The organism is Mannheimia glucosida, assembly GCF_046267875.1.
Lineage (GTDB): Bacteria > Pseudomonadota > Gammaproteobacteria > Enterobacterales > Pasteurellaceae > Mannheimia > Mannheimia glucosida.
Genome location: NZ_CP176502.1, coordinates 2,212,067 through 2,223,874, shown reverse-complemented (window position 1 = coordinate 2,223,874; position 11,808 = coordinate 2,212,067). Strand labels below are relative to the sequence as shown.

At 39.9% G+C, this 11,808-nt stretch carries 14 protein-coding genes; 4 read left to right on the top strand and 10 right to left on the bottom strand.

Annotated elements, in window-relative coordinates; all coding sequences use genetic code 11:
• Positions 1-223: 223 nt before the first annotated feature.
• A complete protein-coding gene (locus ACJ7Z2_RS10705) occupies positions 224-793 on the bottom strand; it encodes an elongation factor P hydroxylase (protein ID WP_409500284.1) in 570 nt (189 codons plus the stop codon).
• A gap of 9 nt (positions 794-802) precedes the next feature.
• Complete coding sequence (locus tag ACJ7Z2_RS10700) at positions 803-2,551, bottom strand: protein-disulfide reductase DsbD (protein ID WP_126302567.1); 1,749 nt, start codon at positions 2,549-2,551, stop codon at positions 803-805.
• Between the two features lie 209 nt (positions 2,552-2,760).
• Between ACJ7Z2_RS10700 and artP the strand changes: the two genes are divergently transcribed.
• The 4 genes from artP to artM are packed head-to-tail and all read left to right on the top strand — an operon-like array spanning position 2,761 to position 5,603.
• Positions 2,761-3,495, top strand: coding sequence for an arginine ABC transporter ATP-binding protein ArtP (gene artP / locus ACJ7Z2_RS10695; protein ID WP_126302566.1), 735 nt, complete (start codon positions 2,761-2,763; stop codon positions 3,493-3,495).
• Positions 3,496-3,523: 28 nt separating this feature from the next.
• Positions 3,524-4,249: a transporter substrate-binding domain-containing protein gene (locus ACJ7Z2_RS10690; protein ID WP_006247947.1), complete on the top strand. Its 726-nt coding sequence runs from the start codon at positions 3,524-3,526 to the stop codon at positions 4,247-4,249.
• Positions 4,249-4,920, top strand: a complete 672-nt coding sequence (gene artQ / locus ACJ7Z2_RS10685; protein ID WP_126302564.1) for an arginine ABC transporter permease ArtQ — start codon at positions 4,249-4,251, stop codon at positions 4,918-4,920. Before ACJ7Z2_RS10690 ends, artQ begins: the two co-directional genes overlap by 1 nt.
• Positions 4,920-5,603: an arginine ABC transporter permease ArtM gene (gene artM / locus ACJ7Z2_RS10680; protein ID WP_409500283.1), complete on the top strand. Its 684-nt coding sequence runs from the start codon at positions 4,920-4,922 to the stop codon at positions 5,601-5,603. Before artQ ends, artM begins: the two co-directional genes overlap by 1 nt.
• A gap of 98 nt (positions 5,604-5,701) precedes the next feature.
• On the opposite strand, the gene ruvB is transcribed toward artM, so the two are convergent.
• From ruvB to ACJ7Z2_RS10640, 8 genes are all read right to left on the bottom strand, one after another.
• Positions 5,702-6,706 (bottom strand): Holliday junction branch migration DNA helicase RuvB, encoded by a 1,005-nt coding sequence (ruvB, locus tag ACJ7Z2_RS10675; RefSeq protein ID WP_040080998.1) that lies wholly within the window; start codon positions 6,704-6,706, stop codon positions 5,702-5,704.
• A 10-nt stretch (positions 6,707-6,716) separates the two neighbouring features.
• Positions 6,717-7,322: a Holliday junction branch migration protein RuvA gene (gene ruvA, locus ACJ7Z2_RS10670; RefSeq protein ID WP_409500282.1), complete on the bottom strand. Its 606-nt coding sequence runs from the start codon at positions 7,320-7,322 to the stop codon at positions 6,717-6,719.
• A 97-nt stretch (positions 7,323-7,419) separates the two neighbouring features.
• Positions 7,420-8,049 (bottom strand): LysE family transporter, encoded by a 630-nt coding sequence (locus ACJ7Z2_RS10665; RefSeq protein ID WP_409500281.1) that lies wholly within the window; start codon positions 8,047-8,049, stop codon positions 7,420-7,422.
• A 6-nt stretch (positions 8,050-8,055) separates the two neighbouring features.
• A complete protein-coding gene (locus ACJ7Z2_RS10660) occupies positions 8,056-8,529 on the bottom strand; it encodes a phosphatidylglycerophosphatase A (protein WP_409500280.1) in 474 nt (157 codons plus the stop codon).
• Between the two features lie 4 nt (positions 8,530-8,533).
• Positions 8,534-9,514 (bottom strand): thiamine-phosphate kinase, encoded by a 981-nt coding sequence (gene thiL, locus ACJ7Z2_RS10655; protein WP_409500279.1) that lies wholly within the window; start codon positions 9,512-9,514, stop codon positions 8,534-8,536.
• A 62-nt stretch (positions 9,515-9,576) separates the two neighbouring features.
• A complete protein-coding gene (gene nusB, locus ACJ7Z2_RS10650) occupies positions 9,577-9,990 on the bottom strand; it encodes a transcription antitermination factor NusB (protein ID WP_006247938.1) in 414 nt (137 codons plus the stop codon).
• Between the two features lie 80 nt (positions 9,991-10,070).
• Entirely contained in the window at positions 10,071-11,384 is a 1,314-nt protein-coding gene (gene pilQ, locus ACJ7Z2_RS10645; RefSeq protein ID WP_409500278.1) for a type IV pilus secretin PilQ, read from the bottom strand.
• An 8-nt stretch (positions 11,385-11,392) separates the two neighbouring features.
• Positions 11,393-11,806, bottom strand: coding sequence for a hypothetical protein (locus ACJ7Z2_RS10640; protein WP_409500277.1), 414 nt, complete (start codon positions 11,804-11,806; stop codon positions 11,393-11,395).
• Positions 11,807-11,808: the final 2 nt, after the last annotated feature.

The following is an 11,808-nucleotide window of genomic DNA, read 5'->3' as shown; positions in this document are numbered from 1 at the left end:
TCTTATTTTTACTTTCTATTTCAGTGAACAGTTGTACGCTAATATAATAGAAAATATGAAAAAAAGAAACAGTTGTACGCTGAAACAAAGGGGTTTGGATAGGAAGTAACCAAGGCAATAGAAATAGATAAGCCGGGTATCATTTAGTACAAATGCAATATTTTTCAAAAATTAGCCCGCTTGTATATGTTATAAGCGGGCTAATTTGTTAAAGATTTTGCAACTAAATCCGTTCAATATCAAATTGAGCTAAATCAATCACATCAGAGGTGTTATAAAAAGCACAGAGGGCTTTACGCAAGGTTTCAGCTCGTTTGGGAAGGTAGCCACGTTCTGCATAGAGCTTGACTTGGTCGTACACTGCTTGTTTAAAGGCTGAATTATCGCCGGGATTGCCCGAGAGATTGTCGGCACTGGCAAAATAACGAAAACCGGCGGCAGTGGCTAACACCCATTCAATCGCTTGTGGTTTGATTTCTGCACTTTCAAATTCACGTTGGCGTTCGGCAGAGCGTCCGTCCGGTTCATACCAATAGCCAAAATCTTCAAGTTTACGCCGAGCTTCACCGGCAACGAGCCAATGGGCAATTTCGTGCAAGGCACTGCTGTAATAGCCGTGAGCAAATAAAATCACATTGTAAGGGCGTTCGCTCGGCACACCATCTTCGTCCATAAATTCGGGCAAGTAAATCGGATAATCACCCCCCCGCTCTAGACGAGTGTTATATTCATCAGCAAAGCATTGATTAAAAATGCGAATAATGTCTTCAATTTTATGATTTTCTTGATTCATTTCTTTTCTTTATAACTTATTCAGCCAAGCTAAAAATTGCTCGGCATCCAAAAAGCCAGTAACACGAGATTGGCTCATTTCATTGCCGTTTTCATCAAAAAACAGAATCGTTGGCAAACCTAATACATTAAAGTGTTTCATCAGCTCGATATTTTCAGCCGAGTTTTTCGTCATATCAATTTGCAACACTACCATTTCATTCAGTTTGTTCTGAACATTTTGGTCACTAAAGGTGTATTTTTCAAACTCTTTGCAGGCGACACACCAGTCGGCATAGAGATCGAGCATCACTTTTTTACCCTTGGAAGCGGTCAATTTTGTCTCTAAATCTGCAAGTGATTGAATTTTTTCCAATACTAAGTGCGGTGTGTTTTGCTGTTGAGTGGTTGAGCCGTTCCAAGCTAAATCTGCCCAAGGTTTAGCTGCAATGGCTAAAGCTAGCAATAATAAGACTTTAATGATCTTTTTCGTGATTGAATTAGATGGAATAGCGTCCACTAACCAGATCAAAAATGCAACCGCAAGGGCTGACCATAAAAACGGTTCATAGTGGCTTGGCAGCACACGGCTTAATAAGAACACCGGTAAGGCAAGCATAACAAAACCGAATGCAGCTTTCACTTTTAACAGCCATTCGCCGGATTTTGGCAGAATTTTGTTGCCGAATAAGGTAATCAAAATCAGCGGCAAGCCCATTCCCAGTGCGAGTAGATAGAGGGCTAAGCCACCGGTGACTAAATCGCCACTTTGTGCCACATAAAGCAACGCACCGGAAAGTGGGGCAGAAGTACAAGGGGAAGCAATTAAGCCTGCGATCATCCCCATTAAAAAGACACTACCCAACGCACCACCTTGCTGTTTTTGGCTCATTGCATTGAGTTTTTGTTGCCAGCTGTTTGGTAGCTGGATTTCGTATAAGCCAAACATTGAGCAGGCAAGCAGAATAAAGACGATAGATAAACCAATCAACACTGGTGGGCTTTGTAAGGCGATTTGGAAAGGCAAGCCGATAGCCGCTACAATTAAGCCGAGCAAGGTGTAAGTAACTGCCATTCCTTGCACATAGGCAATACTTAACAGCAATGCTTTGGCGGTGGAAGGGCGTTGTTTGTTACCGATAACAATCGCAGAAAGAAGAGGTAGCATCGGCAGTACGCAAGGGGTGAATGCTAATCCAACGCCTAATACAAAAAACCAAAAAATGGAAAAACGATTATTAGCTAAATTTTCAGCCAGTTGATCTTGCTCTGCTTTGGTCTCATTGTCGTTTTTTGCAAAATGTTCACTTTTTTCGACCGCTTGTGTTCCTAGTTGCTCAAGTTCTTCAGGTGTGGCAGAAAGAATGCTGTCAAATTTCAGCTCTACTCGTTCCGGCGGATAGCAAAAACCTTTGGTACAACCTTGATATTCCACTACGATTGAAGCATCATTTTTAATAGTTTTGAAAGGTGCAGTTAGTTGCAATTGATTTCGGTAGATTTCAACTAGGCCGAAAAATTCGTCATTATGCTGTTCTGCAGTAGGGAGTGTTATTTCACCTAGCTCAATGTTATGTGGGGTGATTTTAATCTCTTTTTTGTAAAGATAATAATCTTTTGCAATATCCCACTTTAAGTGCAAAGTATTATCTTGATTTTCTAGAGAAAATACGAAAGCCTCTTCAGCCTTTAAAAATTTTGGCTGCGAGGAGAACAGGCTAGCCTGAGATGTAGTGATCATCAACAAGCTGAAAAATAATGAAAACAGTGATTTAATCATACTAAAATGGTAATTGAAAAATAATTAGGGGGCAGATTATAGCCTAATAAATTGCAAAATTCTGAAAAAATTAGACCGCTTGTATATTTTTAATGTATGCAAGCGGTTATTTTGTATAAATATTTCAAATAACTAAAAAATTTATTTGCATATTTATGCAAAAATAATTACTATTCATTCATTGTTTGAACAAGGTAGGATTTTCACGAATGGCAATTCGTATTCAAAATGTCAATTTTTTCTATGGCTCAAATCAAGCTTTATTTGACATTAATTTAGAAATTGAAAAAGGTGATACGGTCGTGCTGCTTGGGCCTAGTGGTGCAGGTAAAAGTACGTTAATTCGCACTTTAAATTTAATGGAAGTACCGCAATCGGGGACCTTAGAGATAGCTAATCACCAATTTGATTTGACAGCTAAAACTAATACTAAAGCAGTTAGTTTGCTGCGCCGTGAAGTAGGAATGGTGTTTCAACAATATCACCTTTGGCCACATTTGACCGTAATGCAAAATTTAATTGAAGCGCCTATGAAGGTGTTAGGATTAAGCAAAGAAGAGGCTATTACTCGAGCAAAAGGGCATTTAGATCGTTTACGGTTAAGTGAATTTGCGGAGCGTTTCCCTTTACACCTTTCTGGTGGGCAACAACAACGGGTAGCGATTGCACGTGCATTGATGATGCAGCCACAGGTCTTATTATTTGATGAACCTACCGCAGCACTTGACCCGGAAATTACTGCACAAGTAGTTGATATTATTAAAGAATTGCAATCTACAGGCATTACTCAGGTGATTGTGACTCACGAAGTAGGCGTTGCTCGTAAGGTGGCAAGCAAAGTGGTGTACATGGAAAAAGGTACAATTATTGAACAAGGTGATGCAAGTTGTTTTGAATCACCGAAAACAGAGCAATTTGCTCAATATTTATCTCACTCAGAGTAATCTATAACAACAGAAAAAGGACACAACAATGAAAAAATTATTATTAGCTTCCGCTATCGCATTTGCAACGCTTTCTGCCAATGCACAAGAAACTATCACTTTTGCGATGGAGCCTTCTTACGCCCCTTTTGAAACAACAAATGAAAAAGGTGAAGTTATTGGCTTTGATGTAGATATTGCAAAAGCATTATGTGAAGAACTAAAAGCAACTTGCGAATTTAAAACGCAATCATTCGATAGCTTAATTGCGGGATTAAAATTTAAAAATTTTGATGCAATTATTTCAGGCATGGATATTACTGAAGCGCGTCAAAAACAGGTTGCCTTTACCAATGCTTATTTAGAAAACTCAGTAAGTTATGTCGCAATGAAGGGTAAATTTACACCTGAAACAGCTAAGAATGTCGGCGTGCAAAATGGTACAACTTTTCAACAATACTTAAGCAAAAATGCCAAACAATATAATTTAAAACCTTACGCTAGCCTACAATCAGCAGTGTTAGATTTAAAAAATGGACGTGTTGATATGGTATTTGGTGATACACCAGTATTGGCAGAGTGGCTAAAAACCGAAAAAGAGTTAGATTTCGTGGGGGAAAAAGTAGTCGATAAAGCCTTTTTTGGTAATGGATATGGTATTGCGGTAAATAAATCTAACACTGCATTGCTTGAAAAATTAAATTCGGCTTTAGCTACCATCAAAACAAATGGTAAATATGAGCAAATTTATAATACTTGGATGGCTGGGAAATAATGTCTAGCGATATTTTTAACTTACTTGTCAACGCAACCCTGATGACCTTAGGGATTGCGCTGGCAAGCCTCTTGATTGGAATGTTATTGTCAATCTTTTTTGTGGTACTTGAAACCAGTAAGATTGCATGTATCCGTAAACCAACTAGTATAATAATTACATTATTGCGTGGGTTGCCGGAGATTTTAGTGGTATTTTTGATCTATTTTGGTCTTATCCAAGTCATTTTCTTGATCACCGATGAGTTTGCGGAGTTAAATGCTTTCTGGTGTGGGGCTATTGCGCTGGGTATTATTTTTGCTGCTTATGCTTCCCAATCTTTACGTGGCGCAATTAAAGCTATTCCAGTTGGGCAATGGGAGTCAGGCACTGCATTGGGGTTAAGCCGAGCGCAAGTATTTGTTCGCATTATTCTCCCTCAAGTCTGGCGACACGCTTTACCGGGCTTAAGCAATCAGTGGTTAGTGCTGTTAAAAGATACGGCATTGGTATCGTTAATTGGGGTAGATGATTTAATGCGTCAATCGGAGTTAATTAATGCTAATACTCATCAACCTTTTACTTGGTATGGGATAGCAGCACTTATTTATTTAGCGATTACTCTAATTAGCCAGCGAGTGATTAAAGTATTAGAAGGTAGATTTACCCGTTTTGAGCGAGGAGTTGCTTAATGTGGTGGGATTATTTAGTTGAAATTTCACAGGGTATTGGCACCAGCCTACAGCTCACTTTTGTGGCGCTCATCATTGCCTTTATTTTAGCGATCATTCTTACGTTTATTCTCTCGTTAGAAAATCGTCCGTTAAAGTGGTTGGTAAACGGATTTATTACGCTTTTTACCGGAACGCCTTTATTAATTCAATTTTTCTTGATTTATAGTGGCCCGGGGCAATTTGAATGGATTACAGAAAGTGCGGCTTGGGTATTATTATCCGATGCTTGGTTCTGTGCAATGTTGGCTTTAGCGTTAAACAGTGCTGCCTATTCGACATTGTTGTTCCACGGTGCGGTAAAAGCGATTCCGAAGGGGCAATGGGAAACTTGCGCAGCCCTTGGTTTGAGCCGTTTAGATACACTGAAAATTTTAGTGCCTTACGCATTAAAACGTGCTTTACCTTCTTATAGTAATGAGATTGTGCTAGTTTTTAAAGGCACATCGCTTGCTTCAACCATTACGATTATGGATATTATGGGTTATGCTCGCCAGCTTTATGGTACAGAGTATGACGCATTATCAATTTATGGTATGGCAGGGGTTATTTACTTGGTAATTACCGGTATTATGACAATCGTTCTCAGAAAATTAGAAAGCAGAGTATTAGCTTTTGAGCGTTTTGAGACTGAAAAAATCTAGCGGATAAGCGGTCAAATTTTATTGATTTTTTGCAAATGAAAGCGGATAGTACTAACTATCCGCTTTTTATTTATGTATCAATGCCTTTAGAAATATGACTAATCTATTTGGGCTATACCTAAATGGGCATAGGTTCTGCTGGTAGCAATTCTGCCTCTTGGTGTGCGTTGTAGAAAGCCTTGCTGAATCAGATAAGGCTCTAGCACATCTTCAATCGTATCTCGTTCTTCGCCGATAGCTGCCGCAAGATTGTCTAATCCCACCGGCCCGCCATCAAAGCGTTCTACAATCGCTTGCAACAGTTTAATGTCCATAAAATCAAAGCCTTCCGAATCTACATCAAGCATTGCCAGAGCTTGTTTGGCGATATCGGAGGTAATAATGCCGTTATTACGCACATCGGCGTAATCCCGAACTCGACGGAGTAAGCGGTTGGCAATACGGGGTGTGCCACGGGAGCGGCGAGCCACTTCATAAGCACCGTCTGCCGACAAATTGAGATTTAAACAATCGGCACTACGTTTGACAATCAGAGTAAGATCGTCCACTGAGTAAAATTCTAAGCGTTGTACAATCCCAAAACGATCGCGTAACGGCGAGGTCAGCGAGCCGGCACGGGTGGTTGCCCCTACAAGGGTAAAAGGCGGTAGATCGAGCTTGATGGAACGAGCAGCAGGTCCTTCCCCAATCATAATATCGAGCTGGTAATCTTCCATTGCAGGGTAAAGCACTTCTTCAATCGCTGGAGAAAGGCGGTGAATCTCATCAATAAACAGCACATCGTAAGGTTCAAGGTTGGTCAGCATTGCCGCCAAATCGCCGGCTTTTTCTAGCACAGGTCCTGAGGTGGTACGAATATTGACCCCCATTTCGTTTGCCACAATATTGGCAAGGGTTGTCTTACCCAAACCTGGAGGCCCGAAAATCAGTAAGTGATCTAATGCCTCTTCCCGCAATTTAGCGGCTTTGATGAAGATCTCCATTTGATCCCGCACCGATGGCTGTCCGACATAGTCGGCAAGCAGTTTCGGGCGGATTGCTCGGTCTATAACTTCTTCCTCACGCTTAGGCGAGGCACTGATGATTCTATCTGCTTCAATCATAATTTAATGTTTATAATGAATTTTTTAACGCCTCACGAATAAGCTGTTCGCTCGTTGCACCGGATTTATTCACTTTCTTAATCATTTTTTCTGCATCGGCAGGTTTATAACCAAGAGCAATTAGGGCATCTAGGGCTTCATTTGCCGGGTCTGGCGTATTACTTGCTACAATTTGCTCGTGCGATACTTCCACAAAGAAATCACTCTGCGCCATTCCTTTAAATTTGCCTTTGAGTTCCACCAATAAGCGTTCTGCGGTTTTCCGACCGATTCCTGGGATTTTGGTTAATTTTGCCAGCTCTTCATTTTCAATCGCGGTGGCAAATTGCGACACCGACATTGCCGATAGAATTGCCAACGCGAGCTTCGGCCCGACACCGTTGGTTTTAATTAATTCACGGAATAGGGTCCTATCTTGTTTTTGGGCAAAGCCGAATAGCAAGTGAGCATCTTCCCGCACCACTAAATGGGTGAAAATAGTCGTCTCTTCGCCAATTTGTGGCAGGCTGTAGAAACTGGTCATCGGGAGCAGTAGTTCATAGCCGACACCTTGCACGTCTAATAAAATTTCAGGTGGTTGCTTTTCAATAATTTTGCCGTGTAATCGTCCAATCATTTTTTTATCTCAGAGTTAAAATTGGCAGTAGCATAGCAGAAACTGTATAAAATAACACTGTTTTTTCTGAATGGAATTTGCAAATTTTTCGCTAAATTTAACCGCTTGTTAGCGGAGTAAGTCCTTCATAAATCAGCATTAAGCCAAATAAGATGAAAATTACGCCTGAGATATTGTCAATATAGCGGCTGTATTTAGCATAGAATAGTCTGACCGGTCGGCGAGAGAAGAGTAGTGCCACCACACAGAAATACATAAAGGTGCTGACTACAAAGAGTAGGAGCAGTTCGAACATTTGTAGTGTTTCAGTAAAATTATCGATATAAGCAGAAACTACGCTGGTAAAGTAAACGCCGGCTTTAGCATTAAAGATATTGATTAATAAGCCTTTTTTAATTTCCTGCCAAGGGTTTAGTGGTGTGAGTTGAGCTTTATTTTCGACAAAAATGATATTTTCGGTTACCCGTACCATTTTGGAACCAATATAAGCAAGGTAGCAGCCACCGATAATCATAATAGCATATTGAAACAGCGAGCCAATACTATGGCTGAGCCAGGCTAAACCAAAAATTGCAAAGGCTGCCCAAAAAATAATGCCGAGTGAGATCCCTGTTGCGGCAAGTACCCCACTTTTAACTGAGTGGCTGGCGGATTGTCTGACGACATAGAAGAAATCAGGGCCGGGGCTGATAAGTCCGGCAAAATGAATAAATAAAATAGTAAGCATAAATTTTTAAATAAAATAATACAAAAGATGAAGTGAAATCAGGGCAAAAATGGCTGCGAGAATATCGTCAAACATAATGCCTAAACCACTTTCTAATTTTTCATCAAAATAGCGGATTGGGAAAGGCTTGATAATATCAAAAATGCGGAAGCTGATAAATGCAAGCAGGTAGCCTAACAGATTGTATTCGGGTAAACAGGTAAACATCAAAAAGATGGCGACGATTTCGTCCCAAACAATTCGCCCGTCATCGTGAACTTCTAGATCTTGGCTGGCTTTGGTGCAAATGATGCAACCTGCAATGAAAGAAATGAGAGTAAGCAAGCCGAAGAACAGAGGGGATTGTGTAATAGACCACAAGGCTATTGCCACAATTAGCCCGGCGAGGCTACCCCAAGTGCCGGGAGCAGGCTTTAATAAGCCTGAACCAAAGCCAAAGGCAAAAAAATGAATCGGGTTTTTAAGATTAATTGGTTTCATTGTGTTATTTTTTAAAATGATCGTAGCCTCGTTGTGAGGGCAAGGTGACAGGCTGATTATGACGTAATAGGGTTAAACCTTCTTTAGCCGAACGAATTTGCCCAATACAGGTATAAGTTACTCCGATATTGGCTAATGCTTTGTCTAATTTGGCTTTGTTGTCATTTGGCACGGTAAAGCAGAGTTCGTAATCTTCGCCACCGTTTAAGGCAAAATATTCTGCCTCTGTTCGAGAATAACAGCTGAGTAAGGCGTCAGACAAGGGGAAATTCTCAAGGTTTAATACTGCACCACAGTCACTGCGCTTTAAAATATGGCTTAAATCAGACAATAGACCATCTGAAATATCAATCGCTGCATTAGCAATAGAGGCGATAGTCAAGCCAAGTAAAACTCGAGGTGTTGGGCGTAAATGGCGTTGAATCAGGTAGCTTTGCTCTTTATTCCAATTCACTTGCTCGCTTTGCTGATTTAGCAGAAGTTGCAAACCACCTGCACTGTCACCGAGTGTGCCGGAAACATAGATCCAATCACCCACTTTGGCATTATGGCGGAATAAGCCTCTATCTTGTGGCACAATGCCTTGAGCTGTGATTGTCAAAGATAGTGGCCCACAAGTGGTATCCCCTCCAATCAAATCAACATTATAGTGATCAAGAATCTCAAAGAAATGTTCACTAAATTCCGCTAGCCAATCGTGATTAATTTCAGGTAACGTTAAGGCTAAAGAGATCCACGCAGGTTCTGCTCCCATTGCGGCAAGATCGCTTAAATTGGTCGCTACACTTTTATAAGCGAGATCGGCTGGTGAAATAGTCGGGAGAAAGTGGGTTCCGCAGACAAGGGTATCGGTCGTTATCGCAAGTTGCTGATTCGGTTTGAGTGAGGTGAGCGCACAGTCATCGCCGATAGAAAGTAAAACATCTTTGCGAGGTGGGCGTTGAGAAGCATTAAAATAGCGTTCGATAATATCAAATTCACCCATAAAAAATCTCCTTGAGCGTTATGATCAAAATCCCCAATTTATGTATAAATTGGGGAATCTTATTATTTTCTGCCTAATGCTGGGGCTAATTTATCTAAAATGCCGTTAATGTATTTGTGGCTGTCATCAGAGCCGAACACTTTAGCGACTTCAATCCCTTCATTGATGACTACACGGAAAGGCACATCGTGTTCAAATTTTAATTCGTAAGTTGATAAACGCAAAATAGAACGTTCAATAGGATCAACATCTGACTCTTTACGATCTAAATAAGGGCGTAATGCTTCATCAATGGCTTCTACATTATCCACAACGCCACGGAAAAGTTTACGGAAATAAGGCATATCAACGCCTTTCATATCTTGATCGGTCACAAACGCCAATTCCACTTCTTCAACCGTGTTTTGGGAAATATACCAAGAATAAATGGCTTGCACCGCACATTCTCTTGCACGGCGACGTGGGGAAATTTTCATAAAACCTCTAAATCTTTAACTCAAAAAATGACGGCTGATTCTATCACAGTTCCCCTGTTTTTGCTTGCGTTTATGATGTGCTATTTTGATTTTTTGCGGTTGCTGCTCTTTTCATTAGATTGAAGGATATAAGGCGTCACAAAAATGACTAGCTCTCTTTTGCTGATTTTATCTCGAGTTTGACTAAATAACCGCTTGATGAAGGGAATTGAGCCTAAAATCGGCACTTTATCTTCGCCTTTTTGGGTTAAATGTTGAAAAATACCACCAAGTACAATGGTTTCGCCGTGTTTGGCAAATACTTGCGTATTTAGCTCTTGTTTATCAATCGTAATTAAGCCACTACTGCCGGATTGGGAATTTGGCGAATTTTGGGTAACGATCAGATCGAGTAGAATTTGATTTTGGGTTGAAAGGTGTGGAACGACTTCAAGCCCTAATACCGCTTCTTTAAATTCGACATCGGTAGCCTCAGACTTGGTGTTATACATTACATAAGGAATTTCTGTGCCTTGCTTGATACTTGCCGGCTTTTTATTGGTGGTTAACAGGCGTGGGCTGGCAATAATTTCCACACTATTTTCTTGTTCTAATGCACTTAATTCTAAATCAAGCACTCTGCTATTAATGGACGCAACCTGTAATACGGCAGATGCTCCACCAGTAACCGGAAAATTTACATTTAAGTTATTGGTGACATCATTGAGTCCATTGCCTTCCAGCCGTCCGCCAAATTTATAGTGCCCAGCCTCACGAGAAAAAATTCCCCAGCGAACGCCAAGCTCTTGCAAATGCTCGCTACTAATGGTGACAATTCTAGCCTCAATCGCAATTTGCTCGGTGGGTTGGTCGAGCTGTTTTACTAAATTCTCGATATTTTTAAGCGATTTTGCACTGTCTTTCACAATCAGGCTATTGCTTCTTTCATCAAAGTGAATATAACCGTTTTCCGATAAAAACGTTCCGCTGCCTTTGGTTAACGACTCAATCACCTCTGAAGCCTTTGCATAATGTAGTTTCAAGGTTTTTGTGATTAATTTAGGGGCGGTGACAAGCGGTGTATTTTGCCCATTATTTTGCAAATTCATTATTGGCAGAGGCGTTAAGTCAGCCGCTTTTTCCTCTTTTTTGTGAATATAAACAATATCATCTTCTTGCGTTAAGGATAATTTATTGACTTTGCCAAGCGTTTTAAAAATCTCGTCAACCGATTTATTTTCTAATCGTAGTGTTGATTTGGTTTCAATATTATCATCAAGCATCATATTTTTACCGGTTTCTTCCGCTAAATAAGTAAAAATAAGCGAAGTTGGAGCATTTTTTAAAGCTATGGAAATGGTATTCGCATAGGCTAATGAAAAACCGCATAAGAAATATATAAAAATTCGCCACATATCAATCTCTATAATTTGATGTTAATTTCATAAGGGATATTACAATCTTTAGTTAATTTCCAGTTAATATAAGTAATGGATTTAAGATTAATATGTTTTATTTCAATTTCATTGTTAAGCAAGTCATTTTCTTTTAGAGCAAGTAATTGTTGTTTTTCATCAATAAATAATGCACGCATTACTTCATTGATTTTAACTAATCCTATCAGTGTCATTTTGTCAAAATCAGTTACTATATTTTGTGCAGAAAGGTTATCAGGTACTTTACAAGCGGTGATGTTTTCAGTATTTTTTGCAAATTCCACATTGCTTTCAGCGATGTTGCCTGAGGCTTGAGTTTCCTGTTTTTCTCCAAAGAAAGGATCATTTGCTTTTACAGAAAAACTGATAAATAAAGTAATAAATAAAAACCAATTACACATTG